The 18,247-nt window shown below is 70.4% G+C and carries 15 protein-coding genes and 1 pseudogene; 9 read left to right on the top strand and 7 right to left on the bottom strand.

Annotated features, from left to right (window positions below):
* Positions 1-3: 3 nt before the first annotated feature.
* The 3 genes from IEY89_RS37630 to glgX are packed head-to-tail and all read right to left on the bottom strand — an operon-like array spanning position 4 to position 6,614.
* Positions 4-2,205 carry an ABC transporter ATP-binding protein gene (locus IEY89_RS37630; protein ID WP_229695659.1) on the bottom strand — a complete coding sequence of 734 codons (2,202 nt, stop codon included), beginning with the start codon at positions 2,203-2,205 and terminating at the stop codon, positions 4-6.
* Positions 2,202-4,214 (bottom strand): ABC transporter ATP-binding protein, encoded by a 2,013-nt coding sequence (locus IEY89_RS37635; RefSeq protein ID WP_189152036.1) that lies wholly within the window; start codon positions 4,212-4,214, stop codon positions 2,202-2,204. Before IEY89_RS37635 ends, IEY89_RS37630 begins: the two co-directional genes overlap by 4 nt.
* 33 nt (positions 4,215-4,247) lie before the next feature.
* Complete coding sequence (glgX, locus tag IEY89_RS37640) at positions 4,248-6,614, bottom strand: glycogen debranching protein GlgX (protein ID WP_189152037.1); 2,367 nt, start codon at positions 6,612-6,614, stop codon at positions 4,248-4,250.
* Between the two features lie 192 nt (positions 6,615-6,806).
* On the opposite strand from glgX, the gene IEY89_RS37645 reads away from it, so the two are divergent.
* The 7 genes from IEY89_RS37645 to IEY89_RS37675 all read left to right on the top strand — a co-directional run bounded on the left by IEY89_RS37645 (position 6,807) and on the right by IEY89_RS37675 (position 14,074).
* Positions 6,807-8,048 carry a L,D-transpeptidase gene (locus tag IEY89_RS37645; RefSeq protein WP_189152038.1) on the top strand — a complete coding sequence of 414 codons (1,242 nt, stop codon included), beginning with the start codon at positions 6,807-6,809 and terminating at the stop codon, positions 8,046-8,048.
* A gap of 191 nt (positions 8,049-8,239) precedes the next feature.
* Positions 8,240-9,520, top strand: coding sequence for a L,D-transpeptidase (locus IEY89_RS37650; protein WP_229695660.1), 1,281 nt, complete (start codon positions 8,240-8,242; stop codon positions 9,518-9,520).
* A gap of 122 nt (positions 9,521-9,642) precedes the next feature.
* Complete coding sequence (locus tag IEY89_RS37655) at positions 9,643-10,410, top strand: enoyl-CoA hydratase/isomerase family protein (protein ID WP_189152039.1); 768 nt, start codon at positions 9,643-9,645, stop codon at positions 10,408-10,410.
* 306 nt (positions 10,411-10,716) lie between these two features.
* Positions 10,717-11,220 carry an ATP-binding protein gene (locus tag IEY89_RS37660; RefSeq protein ID WP_189152040.1) on the top strand — a complete coding sequence of 168 codons (504 nt, stop codon included), beginning with the start codon at positions 10,717-10,719 and terminating at the stop codon, positions 11,218-11,220.
* 168 nt (positions 11,221-11,388) lie between these two features.
* The gene (locus tag IEY89_RS37665) at positions 11,389-12,177 is read left to right on the top strand and encodes a polysaccharide deacetylase family protein (protein WP_189152041.1); all 789 of its coding nucleotides are present in this window, start codon (positions 11,389-11,391) and stop codon (positions 12,175-12,177) included.
* Positions 12,177-13,367: a YncE family protein gene (locus IEY89_RS37670; protein ID WP_189152042.1), complete on the top strand. Its 1,191-nt coding sequence runs from the start codon at positions 12,177-12,179 to the stop codon at positions 13,365-13,367. The genes IEY89_RS37665 and IEY89_RS37670 overlap by 1 nt, the downstream gene beginning before the upstream one ends.
* A 98-nt stretch (positions 13,368-13,465) precedes the next feature.
* Complete coding sequence (locus IEY89_RS37675; protein ID WP_189152043.1) at positions 13,466-14,074, top strand: ADP-ribosyltransferase; 609 nt, start codon at positions 13,466-13,468, stop codon at positions 14,072-14,074.
* 15 nt (positions 14,075-14,089) lie between these two features.
* Here IEY89_RS37675 and IEY89_RS37680 read toward each other — a convergent pair whose 3' ends face one another.
* Positions 14,090-14,728, bottom strand: a complete 639-nt coding sequence (locus IEY89_RS37680) for a GNAT family N-acetyltransferase (protein ID WP_189152044.1) — start codon at positions 14,726-14,728, stop codon at positions 14,090-14,092.
* Between the two features lie 56 nt (positions 14,729-14,784).
* Here IEY89_RS37680 and IEY89_RS37685 point away from each other — a divergent pair.
* Positions 14,785-15,756 (top strand): annotated as a pseudogene (locus IEY89_RS37685) (helix-turn-helix domain-containing protein).
* A gap of 42 nt (positions 15,757-15,798) precedes the next feature.
* On the top strand, positions 15,799-16,011 hold the full coding sequence (locus tag IEY89_RS37690; RefSeq protein ID WP_189152052.1) for an EF-hand domain-containing protein: 213 nt from the start codon (positions 15,799-15,801) through the stop codon (positions 16,009-16,011).
* Positions 16,012-16,063: 52 nt separating this feature from the next.
* Here the strand turns inward: IEY89_RS37690 and IEY89_RS37695 are convergent, their stop codons facing one another.
* The 3 genes from IEY89_RS37695 to IEY89_RS37705 all read right to left on the bottom strand — a co-directional run bounded on the left by IEY89_RS37695 (position 16,064) and on the right by IEY89_RS37705 (position 17,487).
* On the bottom strand, positions 16,064-16,204 hold the full coding sequence (locus IEY89_RS37695) for a hypothetical protein (protein WP_189152045.1): 141 nt from the start codon (positions 16,202-16,204) through the stop codon (positions 16,064-16,066).
* A 182-nt stretch (positions 16,205-16,386) separates the two neighbouring features.
* Positions 16,387-16,761 carry a Crp/Fnr family transcriptional regulator gene (locus tag IEY89_RS37700; protein ID WP_189152046.1) on the bottom strand — a complete coding sequence of 125 codons (375 nt, stop codon included), beginning with the start codon at positions 16,759-16,761 and terminating at the stop codon, positions 16,387-16,389.
* Between the two features lie 165 nt (positions 16,762-16,926).
* Complete coding sequence (locus tag IEY89_RS37705; protein ID WP_189152047.1) at positions 16,927-17,487, bottom strand: glycoside hydrolase family 25 protein; 561 nt, start codon at positions 17,485-17,487, stop codon at positions 16,927-16,929.
* Between the last annotated feature and the right edge of the window lie 760 nt (positions 17,488-18,247).

Genomic DNA, 18,247 nt, shown 5'->3' on the forward strand with positions numbered 1-18,247 from the left:
AACTCACACCAGGCTGTCCCGCCAGGCCCGGTGCAGATCCGCGAACCGGCCCGTACCGGCGATGAGTTCGGCCGGGGATCCGTCCTCGACGACCCGCCCGTGCTCCATCACCAGCACCCGGTCGGCGATCTCGACGGTCGACAGCCGGTGGGCGATCACGACGGCCGTACGGCCCTTCAGGACCGTCGACATCGCGCGCTGCACGGCCCGTTCACCCGGGATGTCGAGCGAACTGGTCGCCTCGTCGAGGATCAGCACCGCCGGATCGGCGAGCAACGCCCGCGCGAACGCGACCAGTTGGCGCTGCCCGGCGGAGATACGGCCACCCCGTTTACGTACGTCCGTGTCGTAGCCCTCGGGCAGGGCGGTGATGAAGTCGTGGGCGCCGATCGCCTTGGCCGCGCGCTCGACCTCCTCACGCGGAGCGTCGGGGGAGCCGATGGCGATGTTGTCGGCGACGCTGCCGGAGAACAGGAAGGCCTCCTGCGTCACCATCACGACCCCGCGCCGCAGGTCGGCGCCCGACAGGTCGCGCAGATCGACGCCGTCGAGGCGGACGTGCCCCTCGGTGGGGTCGTAGAAGCGGGCGAGCAGCTTGGCCAGGGTGGACTTGCCGGCGCCGGTCGAGCCGACGACCGCGACGGTCTGCCCGGCGGGGATAGTGAGGCCGAAGCGGGGGAGGACCTCGCCGCCGGTGCGGTAGGCGAACCGGACCCCGTCGAAGACGACCTCGCGACCCGGATGCTCGGACTCGAGTACCGGAAGCTCCACCGGAGCCGACGGCTCCGGGACCGAGGGCGTCTGGGCGAGCAGCCCGGAGATCTTCTCCAGGGAGGCGGTGGCCGACTGGTAGGAGTTGAGGAACATACCGAGTCGGTCGATGGGGTCGTACAACCGGCGCAGATAGAGCACGGCGGCGGCCAGCACACCCAGCTCGAGTGAGCCGTCCGCGACCCGGTGGGCACCCCACAACACCATCGCCGCGACAGCGGAGTTGGCGACGACCCGGGAGCCGACGACGTAACGGGCCATCTCCAGGAGCGCGTCGCCGTTCTTCCGCTCGTGGTCCCGGTTGAGGGTCTCGAACTCCGCGTCGTTGGCGGCCTCACGGCGGAACGCGCGCACCGGCCGGATGCCGTTCATCGTCTCGACGAACTTGACGATGACGGCGGCGACCGCGGTGGACCGCAGCGCGTACACACGGCCGGCCCGGCGCCGGTAGAGCCGGACGAGGCCGTAGAGCGGCACGAAGGAGGCGATGGCGAGCGCGCCGAGGCTGAGATCCAGCCAGAGCAGGATGGCCGAGATGTAGGCGAACGACAGCGCGATGGTGACGAGTTCCTGGAGGCCGTCGTTCAGCAGCTCGCGCAGCGACTCGACGTCCGCCGTGGAACGCGAGATCAACCGGCCCGAGGTGTAGCGCTCATGGAAGTCGAGGCTGAGCGCCTGCGCGTGCCGGAAGATACGCCCGCGCAGATCGAGCAGCGCGTCCTGGCTGACCCGGGCGGCGGCGGAGACGAACCAGTACTGCAGCGCGCCCGAGGCCAGCGCGCAGAGCAGATAGCCGATGCCGACGGCGACGAGCGGCCCGTTGTCGTGGTCGCGGAAGGCCGGTACGGCACGGTCGATGGCGTACGCGACCAGCAGCGGGCCGGTCTGGACGGCCGCCTGCTGGAGCAGCAGGACCACGGTGGTGAGGGCGACACGGCCCTTCATCGGGGCGAGGAGGGACCGGAGCAGGTTGGCGGTGGCGCCCTTGGGGGTGGGCAGGTCGTCCTGGTCGAAGGGGTCGCCGGGGGCGGAGGGCAGGGGAGCGGCGGGGGCGGCTTTGGCGTCCGGCGCGGTGTCCGGGTCGGTCCCCAGCCTGGCGCCTGGTCCGGTGTCCGGCTCGGCGTGCGGCGCGGCGTCTGGCTTGGCGTTCGGCTTGGCGTTCGGTCCGGCGTCTGGCGTGGCGTCGTGTCCGGTGTTCGGGTCGGTCTCCAGCCTGGTGCCTCGTCCGGTGTCCGGCTTGGAGTCCGGGTCGGTGTGCGGCGCGGCGTTCGGCGTGGCGTCGTGTCCGGTGTTCGGGTCGGTGCCCAGCCTGGTGCCCGGTCCGGCATCCGGCTCGGCGGTCAGCTCGGTGTCCGGCCTGGCCGTCGGTTCGGTGTCCGGTCCTGGGGGCTGTTCGTCGTCGGGGGTCGGCGCGGTGGTCGTGGGCGCCGTCATCGGGCGGCCTCCTCGAAGCTGTCGGTGCCGTGGGGGGTGTCGTCGTCGCGGTCGGTCTCCTCGTCCGCGCCGGCCATCAGCCAGGCGTACTCGGCGTTCGTCCGCAGGAGTTCGTGATGCGTGCCCACGGCGGTGATCCGGCCGCCGGACAGGAGGGCGACGCGGTCGGCGAGCAGGACCGTGGACGGGCGGTGCGCCACGATCAGGGCCGTGGTGTCGGCGAGGACCCGGCGCAGCGCGGCCTCGACGGCGGCCTCCGTGTGCACGTCCAGCGCGGACAGCGGGTCGTCGAGGACGAGGAAACGGGGTCTGCCCACGACCGCCCGGGCCAGCGCGAGCCGCTGCCGCTGGCCGCCGGAGAGGCTGAGGCCCTGCTCGCCGACCTGGGTGTCCGTGCCCTGCGGAAGCGAGTGCACGAAATCGGCCTGCGCCACGGAGAGCGCGTGACGCAACTCGTCCTCGCCCGCGGAGTCCCCGGCCCCCATGAGGACGTTGGCGCCGACGCTCGCCGAGAAGAGGGTGGGTTCCTCGAAGGCCACGGCCACCAGGGCCCGCAGCTCCTCCCTGGGCAGGACGGAGATGTCGTGCCCGTCGAGGGTGATGCGCCCCGAGGTCACCTCGTGCAGCCGGGGGACGAGCGCCGTGAGCGTGGTCTTGCCGCTGCCGGTCGTGCCGACCAGGGCCATGGACTCGCCGGAACGGATGTGGAGGTCGACGCGGTCGAGGACGGGCGGGGAGTCCGCGGGGGCGTCGGGATACCGGAAGGACACACCGTGGAAGCGGAGTCCCCGGTCGCCGTCGGCGCCGGAGACGACGGAACCGGAACCGGTGGCACCGAGAAGGGGACCGGCGGATCCGGAAACGGAGCTCGCGGTATCGGAGCCGGTGGCGGAACCGGATGGCGGGTCGGCGGCCCCCGTAGGGGAACCGGCGGAGCCCGGAAATGAACCGGCGGCCCCCGAAGGGGAACCGGCACCGGAAACAACCTGCCCCACGCCCTCCGGATCCTCGTCCATCACCTCGAAGTACCGCTCCGTGGCGGTTGCCGCGTCCTGGCTCATCGCGAGCAGGAAGCCGATGGAGTCGACGGGCCAGCGCAGGGCGAGAGCCGTGGACAGGAAGGCGACGAGCGTGCCGGCCGACAGATCGCCGTCGGCGACCTGCACGGTCCCCAGCACGAGCGCAGCCCCGATCGCCAGCTCCGGCAGGGTGACGATCACCGCCCAGATCGCCGACAGCAGCCGGGCCTTGTGCAACTCGGTCCCGCGCAACGTCCCCGACAGCTCACGGAACGCCCGTGCCTGACTCCGGTGCCGCCCGAACCCCTTGATGATCCGGATGCCGAGCACGCTCTCCTCGACGACCGTCGTCAGATCGCCCACCTGGTCCTGTGCGCGCCGGGCCACGAGGTGGTAACGCCGCTCGAAGACGATGCACACGACCAGGACGGGGACGGCGGGCCCCAGGATCACCAGCCCCAGTGACCAGTCCTGGATCAGCATGATGATCACGCCGACCAGGATCGTCACCGCGTTGACGAACAGGAACGTCAGCGGGAAGGCGAGGAACATCCGCAGCAGCATCAGGTCCGACGTCGCCCGGGACAGCAACTGCCCGGACGGCCACCGGTCGTGGAAGGCGACCGGCAGCCGCTGGAGCCGCCGGTACAGAGCCGCCCGCATCGCCGCCTCGACCCCGGCCAGCGGCCGGGCCACCAGCCACCGGCGCAGCCCGAACAGCAGCGCCTCCCCGAGCCCGAGCAACAGCAGCCACAGCGCCCCGACCCACACACCGCGGGAGTCCCGGTCGGCGATCGGCCCGTCCACCAGCCACTTCAGGACGAGCGGGATCACCAGCCCCATGCACGACGCGAGGACGGCTACGAAGGCGGCGGTGAACAGCCGTGCCCGCACCGGCCGCACATAGGGCCACAGGCGCAGCAGCGTGCGCACGGCGGAACGGCCGGTGGGGACCTCGGGGTCCTTTGCGGTTGCACGTGTCGTGGACATCGATCCGAGCCTACGGACCACCACTGACAGTGCCTACCGAGTTTTGGCCCGGTTCGGGTCATGCGAAGGTCCTACGACCTGCGTGTTGACCACCCGCAACAGCAGAACGGCCCGCCCCGGCACACCGATCTCCTCTCCCGCCCGGTACCCCACCCCCGGCGCCTCCCCCTGCTCCTCCCGCGACGTGTCGACGACGACCTCGTACCGCTGCGCCCAGGGGGCCCCCGGCAGCGCGAAGCCGGTCGGGCCGTCGCCCGTGTGGAGGATCACCAGGAAACTGTCGTCGGTGATCGGTACGCCCCGGGCGTCCCGGCCGGGGATGTCGCGGCCCGAGAGGTACATGCCGAGCGTCTCCGTCGGCGCGTACCAGTCCCCCTCCGTCATCTCCGCGCCCCGGGCGGTGAACCAGGCCAGGTCCCTCAGTCCGTCGGCCGAATGGGCGCGGCCGGAGAAGAACGCGCGTCGGCGCAGCACGGGGTGCTGGTGCCGCAACTCGATGAGGCGGGCCGTGAGTTCGGTCAGCGCACGCCAGCCCGGATCCTCCAGCAGGCTCCAGTCCACCCAGCTGATCTCGTTGTCCTGGCAGTACGCGTTGTTGTTGCCCCCCTGGGTGCGCCCCAGTTCGTCGCCCGCCACCAGCATCGGAACGCCCGTCGACAGCAGCAGGGTTGTCAGGAGATTCCGCAACTGGCGGCGCCGCAGGGCCCGTACGTGCTCGTCGTCCGTCTCCCCCTCCACACCGCAGTTCCAGGCGCGGTTGTCGTTCGTGCCGTCCCGGTTCCCCTCCCCGTTGGCCTCGTTGTGCTTGCGCTCGTACGACACCATGTCCCGCAGCGTGAAACCGTCGTGCGCCGTGACGAAGTTGACCGAGGCGTAGGGCCTGCGACCGCCCCACGCGTACAGGTCGCTCGACCCCGACAGGCGGTAGCCGAGATCCCGTACGTCCGGCAGCGCGCCCCGCCAGAAGTCGCGCACCGCGTCGCGATAGCGGTCGTTCCACTCCGTCCACAGCGGGGGGAACGCGCCCACCTGGTAGCCCCCGGAGCCGACGTCCCACGGCTCGGCGATCAGTTTCACCCGGCGCAGTACCGGGTCCTGGGCGATCACCGCGAGGAAGGGGGAGAGCATGTCGACGTCGTGCATCGAGCGGGCCAGGGCCGCCGCCAGGTCGAAGCGGAAGCCGTCCACCCCCATCTCCGTCACCCAGTACCGCAACGAGTCCGTGATCAGGCGCAGGACGTGCGGCTGGACCACGTGGAGCGTGTTTCCGCAGCCCGTGTAGTCCGTGTAGCGGCGTGCGTCGCTCTGCAGCCGGTAGTACCCCCTGTTGTCCATGCCCCGCAGGGACAGCGTCGGGCCGTGCTCGTCCGCCTCGGCGGTGTGGTTGTAGACCACGTCGAGGATGACCTCGATGCCCGCCTCGTGCAGTGCGCGCACCATGCGCTTGAACTCGCCGACCTGCTGGCCAGCCGTACCCGTCGCCGCGTACCCGGCGTGCGGGGCGAAGTAGCCGATCGAGTTGTAGCCCCAGTAGTTCTTCATGCCCCGGCGCAGCAGGTGGTCCTCGTGCGCGAACTGGTGCACCGGCAGCAGCTCGACCGCCGTCACGCCCAGGTTCGTCAGGTGTTCTATCGCCGCCGGGTGGGCCAGGCCCGCGTACGTGCCCCGCAGTTCCTCCGGGATGCCCGGGTGCAGCTTGGTGAAGCCCTTGACGTGGACCTCGTAGATCACCGAGTCCGCCCACGGGGTTTTCGGGCGGCGGTCGTCCGCCCACTCGTCGTCGGGGGTGTCGTCGTGGACGACGACACCCTTCGGGACGTACGGCGCCGAGTCGCGGTCGTCGCGCACGGTGTCCGCGACCTGCTGCTGCGGCCAGTCGCGGACGTGGCCGTACACCTCGGGGGGCAGATCGAAATCGCCGTCCACCGCACGCGCGTACGGGTCCAGGAGCAGCTTGGCCGGGTTCCAGCGGGCGCCGGTCCACGGGTCCCAGCGGCCGTGCACGCGGTAGCCGTACCGCTGGCCCGGCATGACCCCGGGCACGAAACCGTGCCAGATCTCGTGCGTCAGTTCGGTGAGGGGGACGCGGGTCTCCACCTCCCCGCCGCCCGCCTCCCCGAACAGGCACAGCTCCACCGCCTCCGCCCCGCCCGCCCACAACGCGAAGTTGGTGCCCGACACCCCGTCCGGGCCCGTGCGGAAACGTGCGCCCAGTGGCATCGGCGTCCCCGGCCACACGGGCACGGCGGGCAGCGCGGCGCGCGGCGCGCCGTTCGGTGCGCCGTCGGTGCCGGTAGGCGTACCGGTGTCGAGATCGGTGTCGTGCAACACGGCTTCGGGGCGCCTCTCCTCGACGGCGCGCTCTTTCGCGACCGCCTTCTGCTCAGCTGCGCTGGACACCTCTCCGCCTCCCGCGACTCGTGGGACGAGTGAAACGAGTAAAACGAAGCGAGCACAGCTTGAACAAGTGTGCGGCGTCCCGGCCGCGGCGCCCTGTTGCGTTGTTCTTCGCGTCGTTTCTTCCCCCTGTTCTGCCCAGCGCGTGGCTCGCACTCACGTTTCCCCGGGGCGGGCCGCGTCGTTGGGTGCGGTGTGAGGCACGTACAAGGGCGCGCTGGGCGCGCGAGGGCCGGACTGGTCGCCGTACTGACATGGGCAGGACTGCTGGCCGGAGTCGCCGGCTGCACGTCGGAGGGGGTGCGCGGGGAGGACTCGGTGTTCGGGAAACCCCGGGCGCCGGAGGATGTGATCCGCGTCTCGCCCGACGACGGCAGCCGTTCCGTGCGCCCCGACAACCCCCTTCTCGTACGGGTGCCCAGTGGGCGCCTGGAGTCGGTGAAGGTCGTCAGGGCACAGGACGCGCAGGAGTCGGAGGTATCGGGGCGGATCTCCGAGGACGGGCTGTCCTGGCGGCCCGACGACGCGCGGCTCGCGCTGGCCGCCAGATACACGGTCGACGTCGTGGCGCTCGACGCCCACGGACGCCGTTCGGCGCGGCACACGACCTTCACCACGTACGTCCCCGATGAGCGGTTCATCGGATACGTCACCCCGGAGAACCGCGCCACCGTCGGCACCGGAATGATCGTGTCGCTGGAGTTCAACCGCGAGATCAGGAACCGGGCGGCCGTCGAACGCGCCGTCCGCGTCAGCGCGGAGCCCGCCGTCGACATCCGGCCGCACTGGTTCGGCGACGGGCGCCTCGACTTCCGGCCCGAGAAGTACTGGGCGCCGGGCACCAGGGTCACCGTCGATCTGGCGCTGCGGGACGTCGAGGGGGCGCCGGGGGTGTACGGGATCCAGCGGAAGACGTTCACCTTCACCGTCGGCCGCAGCCAGGTCTCGCTGGTCGACGCCGCCGCGCACACCATGGAGGTGCGGCGCGAGGGTGACCTGCTCGCCACGGTGCCGATCACGGCGGGGGCGCCGAAGACCACGACGTACAACGGGAAAATGGTGGTCATGGAGATGCTGGAGCTGACCCGGATGAACGGTGCCACGGTCGGCTTCACGAAGAAGGACGGCAAGGGCGAGTACGACATCCCGGACGTGCCGCACGCGATGCGGCTGACCACCTCCGGCACCTTCCTGCACGGCAACTACTGGGGCGGCGACGTCTTCGGCAGGACCAACGTCAGCCACGGCTGCGTCGGGCTGCGGGATGTGAAGGGCGGCAGCTCGGCGAGTCCGGCGGGCTGGTTCTTCGACCGGAGTCTTGTCGGGGACGTCATCGAGGTCGTCCACAGCAAGGACAAGAAGGTGGCTCCCGACAACGGGCTCGGCGGCTGGAACATGGGCTGGAAGCAGTGGACGGCCGGCAGTGCCGTGAAGTAGCGGCGAATCAGCGGCGCAACGGTCACCGGAGTGACGTAAACAGTCGGGTCCGACAATCTGATGATGTTGGGACGGAATGGTGACCTTCTGGGGCCGCCGGGGGGCGTGACCTTGTGCTTAATATGCGCCCGGGGTGCGCGGGACGCGCCGGGAACGCGGGCCTGAGTCAGGCCACGGGGAGGGGAGAAAGCTTGAACACGCGACCGATATCGGGGGCTTCGGCTGCGGCACGGCGGGGCGGGGTACGGGCAAGCGGGACACACGGCGTACGCGGCAGCAGAGGGCCACTGGCACTGCTCGCCGGTGTCCTGCTCGTCGCCGTCACCGCGTGCGGCGGGGGTGGCGGCTCGGGCTCCGGGTCCGACGACGCCAAGCCGAAGGCCAAGGACTCCACCACCGCACAGAGCCAGCAGTCGCAGGCGGTCGTCACCATCGCGCCCAAGGACGGCGCGAAGTCCGTCGACACCAGTGGCGCGCTCAGCGTCAGCGCCGCCAAGGGCAGGCTGACCGAGGTCAAGGTCGAGGACTCCAAGGGCAACGCGGTCGCGGGCACGCTGACCGCCGGCGACACCAAGTGGGCACCCTCGACGCATCTCACCGCGTCAACCACGTACAAGGTGCACGTGGTGGCGAAGGACACCGAGGGGCGCACGGCGGCGGAGGAGTCCTCCTTCACCACCCTCACTCCGAAGAACACGTTCGTCGGTACGTTCACACCCGAGGACGGCTCGAAGGTCGGCGTGGGCATGCCGTTCTCGGTCCGCTTCACCCGGGGCATCACGCACCCCGAGGACGTCGAGAAGGCCATCACGGTCAGGACGGAGCCGCCCGTCGACGTCGAGGGGCACTGGTTCGGCAACGACCGCCTCGACTTCCGCCCGGAGAAGTACTGGGCGCCGGGTACGAAGGTCACCGTCTCCCTCGCTCTCGACGGCGTCGAGGGACGGCCCGGTGTCTACGGCAAGCAGGCCAAGCAGGTCTCCTTCACCATCGGCCGCAGCCAGGTCTCCACGGTCGACGTCAAGACCAAGAAGATGGTCGTACGACGGGACGGCAAGGTCATCAAGACCATCCCCGTCACCACCGGCGCTCCCGGGTACGAGACCTGGAACGGCCAGATGGTCATCACCGAGCGCCTCGAAGTGACCCGGATGAACGGCGAGACGGTCGGCTACGGCGGCGAGTACGACATCAAGGACGTCCCGCACGCCCAGCGGCTGACCACCTCCGGCACCTTCATCCACGGCAACTACTGGGGCGGCGACGCCTTCGGCAACTACAACGCCAGCCATGGCTGCATCGGACTGCGGGACGTGCGCGGCGGCTACGACAGCGGGGTGGCCGCGGCCTGGTTCTTCAACCGGTCGATGATCGGCGACGTGGTGATCGTGAAGAACTCCAACGACCGGATCGTCGAACCGGACAACGGGCTCAACGCCTGGAACATGTCCTGGGAGAAGTGGAAGGCGTAGTCCCTTCCTTCCTTCCCTCCTCCTCTCCTTCTTTCCTTCTTTCCCTCGCTACGGCGTTCCGCGGGCCCGGTGTGACCGACAGCACCGGGCCCGTTGTCGTTAGTGTTCGTTAACCTGCCTCCATGACTGTGCATCTCGAAGTCGCCGAAGGCGTCGGCACGATCCGGCTGGACCGGCCGCCCATGAACGCGCTGGACGTCGCCACCCAGGACCGTCTCAAGGAGCTCGCGGAGGAGGTCACCCGCCGGGAGGACGTACGGGCGGTCGTCGTGTACGGCGGGGAGAAGGTGTTCGCGGCCGGCGCGGACATCAAGGAGATGCGGGCCATGGACCACGCGGCGATGGTCGTCCGGTCCAGGGACCTGCAGGACTCCTTCAGCGCCGTCGCCCGTATCCCCAAGCCCGTCGTCGCCGCGGTGACGGGCTACGCGCTCGGCGGCGGCTGTGAGTTGGCGCTCTGCGCGGACTACCGCATCGCCGGCGACAATGCGAAACTCGGTCAGCCGGAGATCCTGCTGGGAGTGATCCCCGGTGCGGGCGGTACGCAGCGGCTGTCCCGGCTGATCGGCCCGTCCAGGGCCAAGGACCTGATCTTCACCGGACGGATGGTCAAGGCCGACGAAGCTCTGTCACTCGGCCTGGTGGACCGCGTGGTACCGGCCGCCGACGTGTACACGGAGGCGCACGCGTGGGCGGCGAAGCTCGCGCAGGGACCGGCGATCGCACTGCGCGCGGCGAAGGAGTCGATCGACGCGGGTCTGGAGACGGACCTGGAGACAGGGCTCGCGATCGAGCGGAACTGGTTCGCGGGCCTGTTCGCCACGGAGGACCGGGAGATCGGGATGCGGAGCTTCGTGGAGGAGGGCCCCGGTAAGGCCAAGTTCCTCTGACTCCCGCCGAGTTCCACCGAGATCCGTGGAGTTCCGTCGAACAAAGTACTTGCAGTTGACGCGATGTCTTATCCGGGTCCCTCGATCGGGCGGTTTATGGGAGCCTTAAGCCAACCTTAAGTCCGTCGTGTCGAGGGGGCCTGTCGCTTGCCCGAAAGTCAGCTTCCGTCGCAGGTCGGAGAGTCTTTGGGGGCCGATGGGATGCCGTCGGCATATGCCGAAAGGGTCATTCGGAACGACGCGTTCCGGGGGGCGTATTCCTGCGGAACGGCCCCCCGGGACGGCTCGGGCGGCCATGATGGGGGCATGGCGGGGCTGGAGGGCATGGAACAGCCGCGGGGACACGGCCGTGCGACCGCGGCGCGGTGGTCGCCTGCGGTGGAGGACGAACGGGCGCTCAAGGCGCTCGAGTTGTTCGGAGACCCGACGGAGGCCGAGGTTCCGCTGCCGTCCCGCCCCGAGTCCGCCGCGACCGCGCGCCGCCTCGCCCAGGTCGTCGTCCTCCGCCACTGGGGGCTGACCCCCAAGATGACGGAGGACGCGGTACTGCTCGTCTCCGAACTGGTCGGCAACGCGGTGCGCCACACCGGCGCGAGGGTCTTCGGCCTGCGGATGCGCCGGCGCCGCGGATGGATCCGGGTGGAGGTCCGGGACCCCTCGCGGGGGCTGCCTTGTCTGATGCCGGTTCAGGAGATGGACATCAGCGGCCGGGGACTGATGCTGGTCGACAAGCTCTCCGACCGGTGGGGGGTCGACCTGCTGCCGCGCGGGAAGACGACGTGGTTCGAGATGCGGGTCGCCGACCGGTAGAGCGCGCGCGACCGGGTGCGAGGCGAGTCCCACGACCGGGCGGGGGCCACTCATCGGCTGCGGCTGTGTGTCGCCTCCGTGCAGGACGGCGTCGACCGCGAGGGCCTGACCGCATGGGCGGGCCGCCGATCGGGCTAATCCCCCGTTTTCCGGACCGACCCCCCTTAAATGGTGCGGGTGACCACGACCGACCGTCGGGCGGTGCTGCGCGCGAGCGCCGGGATCGTCGCCGCGGGGGTGCTGACCACCGGGTGCGCGCCCGGCACCGCCACCGGCGGTGCCGCCCCTCACCCCGCCGGCCCCTCCCCTGCACCCACCTCCCGCACCCCCGCACCCGCTCGCGCCCCCCTCCTCCACTACCCCGCCCAGATCCCCCACGGCCCCCGCGACCGCCCCCGAGTCGCCCTCACCTTCCACGGCAACGGCGACCCCGCCACCGCGCACGCACTGCTCTCCACAGCCGAGAAGCACGGCTCCCGTGTCACCGTGTTCGCCGTCGGCACCTGGCTCGACGCCCATCCCGGCCTCGCCCGCCGCGTCCTCGACGGCGGTCACGAACTCGGCAACCACACCCTCCGCCACCTCGACGTCAACGCCATGCCGGAGGCGGACGCCGACGCCGAGATCCGGGGGTGCGCCGAGCGGCTGAAGGGGCTCACCGGGTCCATCGGCACCTGGTTCAGACCCTCGCGGGCCGCCCGTGCCACCCCGCTCGTCCAACGGCTCGCCCAGCGGGCCGGCTACCCGCACGTCCTGTCGTACGACGTCGACTCCCTCGACTTCACCTCGCCGGGTGCCCCCGCCGTCGTACGCAACGTCATGGCCGGCGTCCGCGCCGGATCGATCGTGAGCCTGCACTTCGGATACGCGGACACGGTTGCCGCGTTCCCCGGCCTCCTGCACGAACTCGACCGCCGCGGCCTGCACGCGGTCACGACCACGGAGTTGCTGACCTGATGCCTCCCACCGCCATCACCCGCGCCCTCGTCTCGGGGGCCGCTCTCACCGTCCTCGCCGGACTCGCCGGCTGCGGCACCGAGGCCCGCGACCAGCCGGACCGGGCCCTCGGCACGATCAAGCCCGCCAGACCCGCCGTCCCCGCCGAGTCCGTCGTCCGGGGACTGCCCGGGATGCCACCCGTCCTGCACCCGCGTGATGTGTACGCGGCCGACCGGCCGAACAAACTCTCCCCGGTCGTCCGGGACTTCCCGTCCCGCGTCTACGTGCCCAACACCGAGTCCGACACCGTCTCCGTCATCGACCCGAAGACGTACGAGATCGTCGAGACGATCCACGTCGGGCGCCAGCCCCAACACGTCGTTCCCTCATGGGACTTGAAGACCCTCTGGGTCAACAACAACCGCGGCCACACCCTCACGCCCATCGACCCGAGGACCGGGAAGGCGGGCAAGGCGGTCGACGTCCACGACCCGTACAACCTCTACTTCACGCCCAACGGCAGATACGCCGTCGTCATGGCCTCCCTCGACCGCGAGCTCGTCTTCCGCGACCCGCACACCATGAAGATCGCCAAGACCGTGCCGGTCAGCTGTTACGGCGTCAACCACGCCGACTTCTCCCTCGACGGCCGGTACTTCATCGTGTCCTGCGAGTTCAGCGGCGAACTGCTGAAGGTCGACACCGAGAAGATGGAGGTCGTCGCGCAGCAGAAGCTGCCCCACGAGGGCGCGATGCCGCAGGACGTCAAGATCTCGCCGGACGGGAAGCGGTTCTACATCGCCGACATGATGGCCGACGGCATGTGGGTCCTGGACGGCGACACATTCACCGAGCCCACCCTCCTGCCCACCGGCAAGGGCACCCACGGGCTGTACGTCAGCCGCGACTCCCGCGAGATGTACGTCTCCAACCGGGGCGAGGGCACCGTCTCCGTCTTCGACTTCGAGAAGGGCGAGGTCACGAAGAAGTGGCGGCTGCCCGACGGCGGCAGTCCCGACATGGGCGGCGTCTCCGCCGACGGCAAGGTTCTCTGGCTGTCCGGCCGTTACGACGACGAGGTGTACGCCATCGACACCCGGACCGGGAAGCAGCTCGCCCGCGTCAAGGTGGGCAGCGGCCCGCACGGTCTCGCCGTCTACCCGCAGCCAGGCCGCTATTCACTGGGTCACACGGGCATCTTCCGCTGATCCGGGAGCAGTTGAAGCACCTGAGGCACGTCATGTGACACGCCGCCGATCGAGTGATGATCCCCGGCCCGCCGCCGCAGACCCGACATGGTGCACCCATGATCACAACTCGCCTGCGGCGGCGGACCGCTGCCGTCGCCCTCTCGCTGGCCGCCGTCTTCGCGACCTCGGCCGCCACCCTCCCGGCGGCGGCTCCGAAGGCCGGTGCCAGGGCCGCCGCCCCGGTCTGTCCCCAGTTCGACGACCCCATCAAGTCCGCCGTCGACCGCCGCGTCGACGTCGACCGCATCACGCCCGACCCGGTCTGGCGCAAGACCTGCGGCACCCTCTACCGCAGCGACGGCCGCGGCCCGGAGATCGTCTTCGCGGAGGGACTCAAGCCCAGGGACGTCATCAACGGGCAGTACGACATCGAGAAGTACGTCCTGGTCAACCAGCCCTCCCCGTACGTCTCCACGACGTACGACCACGACCTGTACAAGACGTGGTGGAAGTCGGGTTACAACTACTACATCGACGCCCCGGGCGGCGTGGACGTGAACAGGACCATCGGCGACACCCACAAATGGGCCGACCAGGTCGAGGTCGCCTTCCCCGGCGGTATCGACCGGCAGTACATCATCGGCGTCTGCCCGGTGAACAAGACCACCAAGGTCGAGATCATGAGCGGCTGCCAGAGCAACCCGCATTTCGAGGCCTGGCACTGAGCCCACCCGGGACGTCTACGGGGCGAGGAGCAACGCCTCCCCGCCCACCGGCACGAACCCCGCCGCCTGGAACGCCCGCACACTGCGGGCGTTCCCCGGCGCCAACTGCGCCCACACCGGCTCCCCACCGCTCAGCTGCCGCGCGGCAGACGCCAGGGCCCGCCCCAGCCCCCGGTGCCGTACCGCCTCCGTCACCTCCACCGCGGCCTCCAGCCGGCCCGCGACCCCGCGCCCGAGGATGAGCACCCCGCCGTCGGCCGCCCACACCCGGACGTCGTCGCGGTGCTTGTGGGCCCGGGCGATCCGGTGATGCCCGGGGTCGTCGACCGGCGTCAGCGTCAGTGGCGGGTCCCCCTGGAGCGGGGAGGCGACCGCGAGGAGGTCGATCGTCTCGTTCGAGCGGCCCGTACGGTCCATGAGGGCGGCCAGGAACCGCGGGTTCATCGGTGCGGAGAGCGCGTCGCTGTCGACGCCGGCCAGGGTCCGGCGTACCCACTCGGGATCCTCATCCGTGAAGACGACGGCGTGCGCGGTGAAGGCGAGGACCCCGGCGTCTCGGTGGGAGGCCTGGGGCACGACGGTCGTCCGGCCGTCGGGAGGCGGGAAGACGCCCCGCGCCACGGAGTCGAGAATGTCCTTCAGCGCTTCCCCCACAGTGCCCCTCCCGGCTTCTTGAGTCTCCACCCACTGGAAGGCCCGGACTCGCGAACATGCTGCGCTATCTGGTGGGAAGCCCTCCAGACCCCCCGTATGACGGCACCGGACATCTCACCATCGGCGAACCGGCCCGGGCCACCGGACTGACCTACGGACCAACCGCTACTGGTCCGACAGGGGCGCCCTGCCGCCCGTGCCCCGGCTGTCCGGCGGTTACCGGCTGTACGACCCCGGCTCCGTGGCCCGCCTCGAACTGATCCGAACCCTGCGCGAGTCGGGCCTCGGCCTGGACCACGTACGCGCGGTGCCGGCCGGGGAGACGACGGTCGAGGAGGTGGCCGCCACGCATGTGACGGCGGTGGACACGCAGATCCGGACGCCGCGGGTGACCCGTGCGGTGCTGTCGTCCGTGGCGAGACGCGGTTCGACCGCGGCGGAGATGACGCTCATGCTGTGCTTTCTGGGGGATACCCCCAGACCCCCGGGCTGGCGCGGCTGTCGGCCGCCGAACGCAAACGCATCCTTGAGGAGTTCGTGGACGAGATGTTCCACGGCCTCGACACGGCGGACCCGGTGATCCACGACCGATGCGGAACGTCGCCGCCGACCTGCCCGACGACCCGACGCCCGAACAGGACGACGTCTGGGCGGAGTTGGCCGAGCTGTTGCAGGACCTGGAGTTCACGGCGCGGATGCGGGCGGTGGCGTTCAACGCCGCCGACCGCGGTCGCGATGCCGAGGAGGGCGCGTCCCTGTGGTTCGCCCAGCGGATGATCAAACTGGCGGCCGATGCCCGTGCGCGGGGCGTCGCTCCCGGCGAACCGGAGGCCGCAGAGGTCCTGCGGGACCTGGTGGACGACGCCGACCCCGCCGGCGAACTCGCGCGCCTGGAGTCACCGGCGAACGAAACAGTCGCCCGCTACCGCGAGTTGCCGCTCGCGGTGAAGGGCCAGGAACCGCCTGCCGCGCACCGGGAGGAGTTCGCCTGGGTGGTCGCGGCGCTGCGCGCGCACCTGGCCAGCTAATCTGACCTCGTCAGTAGTACGTACATGAAGGGGCGGGTCCCGGTGGCGGACATCGAGGAAGCACGCAAGCAGTTCGAGCGGATCGACACGAACGGTGACGGTCTCATCACGGCCGCCGAGTTCAAGTCCGCCCTGGCACAGCAGGGCGACTGGAACGTCACCGAGTCCGTGGCCGAGGTCATCATCGCCTCCCGCGACCTCGACGGCGACAGGCTCCTGTCGTTCGACGAGTTCTGGACGTACCTGAACAAGTAGGGCTGATCGGTGCGTGGACGGGGCGCCCGCCGGATCGTCGGCGGGCGCCCTCTCACGTCCGCGCGAGAGCGCGGGCCACGAACGTGTTCAGGACGCCCGCGCCGACCTCGACCTCGCGGGTGCGGCCCTGCCGGTCGACGACCGTGTGACCGCGGGCGGCGTCGCGCAGGGCCCGGACCTTCGGGGCGGTCACCCCCGCCCTCGCGGACGGCCATCGCGCCCAGTGCGGCCCGCGTCCGGTCGCTCGCGCAGGCCGGCCAGGGCGACGCCGCTGTGCGGAAGGCGGTGGAGGCCGTGTCGCGGGCCCCGGCCAGGACCGTCAGCCGGGTGCGCAGGCTTTCCCGGCACCGGCGCCGCCCCGCCGGTACGCAGCCGTCAGCGCCGCCAGGTCGGGGCCTGTACGGCGTTGACGCGCGAGGCGCGGTTGACGTCGGCCTCGCGCAGCCGCCCGGACAGTGTCTGCTCCAGCGCGGCGGTCACTCCGGTGCTGGCGCGGGCCAGTGCCTGGAAGCGGGCGGCCGGCAGGTGCAGCAGGTCGACCGTCGTCACCGTATGGAGCGAGGCCGAGCACCGCCGGCTCTCCAACCCCGCCTGGTCACCGAGGAGTTCACCGGGACCGCGCAGGGTGAGCAGCGCGCGGTAGCCGGCGCGGGACTGGGCGACGACCTTGACCCAGCCGCGCAGCAGCACCACCAGATGATCGGAGTCCTCGCCCGGCGCCAGGAACTGCTCGTCGGCGGGCAGCGACACCCGGGTCGCCCCCCGGAGCACCGCGGCCCGGTCCGCGGGCGCCAGGGCCTCCCAGAAGGTGGCCGGTCGACGGCTGCCTGTGCGTCTCGGCCATGGATGGCCCCCGGTCCAGGTGTGCGGCTGTGCGAGGAGCAGAGGTTGTGCCGGTTGTGCCGGTTGTGCCCGTCAGTTGAAGGCTGCCCACTCCTGCAGTGCCTTCTTGGTCGCGAAGTCGCCGACGTTCGTGTCGACCGGGTCGTCGGTGTACTGGTGGAAGCGCCACGGCGCCTGGATACGCGGCTCGCCGGCCGTCACATAGTCGGCTATCCACAGCCCGTCGCCCGCGTAGGAGCTCGTATCGACGTTCAGCCAGTAGTTCCTGTTGCAGTAGAGGACGACCCGGTTCTCCGGCCGCAGCTCCTTCAGCTTGCGGATGAAGGTGTCCTTCTCGGCGTTCGACGCGTGGGTGCCGTCACCCGTCGTCTCCCAGTCGACGGCGAGGATGTCGGCGCTCGCCCTCGCCGAGGCCTTGCTGAGGAAGTACTCGGCCTGGGCGGTCAGGTTGCCGGGCCAGAGGAAGTGGTAGAAGCCGACCACACAGCCGGCGTCGCGGGCCCGCTCCGTCTGCGCGGCGAGCTTGGGGTTGATGTACGAACGGCCCTCGGTCGCCTTGACGAAGACGAAGGAGAGGCCGTCCGTGCCGTAGGTGGAGGACTGGTATGCGCTCACGTCTATGCCGCGCAGCATGGGGTGCTCCCTGAAGTCCGGTGGGGGGACAGGAGTTGCTGCTTCCCCACCTTTGCACAAGTGATCCCGCGCCACAGGTGATTGCCGGTTCAGCCTCTCGCCGCCACCCAACCCGGGAGTGCCGGCCGGGCCGCGACCTCCGCCTCCCTCAGCACTCGATGATGTTCACCGCGAGCCCACCCCGTGCCGTCTCCTTGTACGGCACGGACATGTCGGCGACTTTTGATCATGACTCTGAGCTGGGATATGGCTCGGCAAGCGCGGCTCGCGTGGCGTCGGGGACTTCTTGCGGGTGCTCACCTACAAGGCACGTGGCGGCGAAGGCGTGCTGCCCGGGCGGCACCATACGGCCCCGCTTGAGGACCCAGCGGTAGACCAGCACGCCGCTCTCCTGCACGGCGACGGTGAAGCCGTCCGTGGTCAGGGGTTGACGGCTGCCGGCTGACGGTGTTCTGGGCGATGCGCAGTTGGAGGGTCGGCGCGGTGAGTGGCTGGGTGGTCTTGAGCGTGTTGTTGCACGCCATCCGTCATCGCCGTGGCTGGAAGTCACTGTTCTTGACTCCCTGAACCCCCAGAAGTCCATTGCCAGTGACGGGAAGTGAGGGAGTAACAGGAGTGAAGAGGGGCACCCGCGCGAATGCAATCGCTTCCCGTTCCGTTCCATTCGATCCCCCTCTTTGGAAGGACGACGCATGCGCAGATGGCGTCCCTTGACGTGGTGTAGCCGATCAAGGTGAGGGAGTGCGCCGGGGGCGTGTGC

This window comes from Streptomyces lacrimifluminis (assembly GCF_014646095.1).
GTDB lineage: Bacteria > Actinomycetota > Actinomycetes > Streptomycetales > Streptomycetaceae > Streptomyces > Streptomyces lacrimifluminis.

Bases quoted from the DNA above. Each gene is read 5' to 3' on its own strand.
- IEY89_RS37635 (WP_189152036.1), bottom strand. From the start codon at position 4,214: ATGTCCACGACACGTGCAACCGCAAAGGACCCCGAGGTCCCCACCGGC.
- IEY89_RS37665 (WP_189152041.1), top strand. From the start codon at position 11,389: ATGGTGCGGGTGACCACGACCGACCGTCGGGCGGTGCTGCGCGCGAGC.
- IEY89_RS37655 (WP_189152039.1), top strand. From the start codon at position 9,643: ATGACTGTGCATCTCGAAGTCGCCGAAGGCGTCGGCACGATCCGGCTG.
- IEY89_RS37705 (WP_189152047.1), bottom strand. From the start codon at position 17,487: ATGCTGCGCGGCATAGACGTGAGCGCATACCAGTCCTCCACCTACGGC.
- IEY89_RS37670 (WP_189152042.1), top strand. From the start codon at position 12,177: ATGCCTCCCACCGCCATCACCCGCGCCCTCGTCTCGGGGGCCGCTCTC.
- IEY89_RS37660 (WP_189152040.1), top strand. From the start codon at position 10,717: ATGGCGGGGCTGGAGGGCATGGAACAGCCGCGGGGACACGGCCGTGCG.
- IEY89_RS37675 (WP_189152043.1), top strand. From the start codon at position 13,466: ATGATCACAACTCGCCTGCGGCGGCGGACCGCTGCCGTCGCCCTCTCG.
- IEY89_RS37630 (WP_229695659.1), bottom strand. From the start codon at position 2,205: ATGACGGCGCCCACGACCACCGCGCCGACCCCCGACGACGAACAGCCC.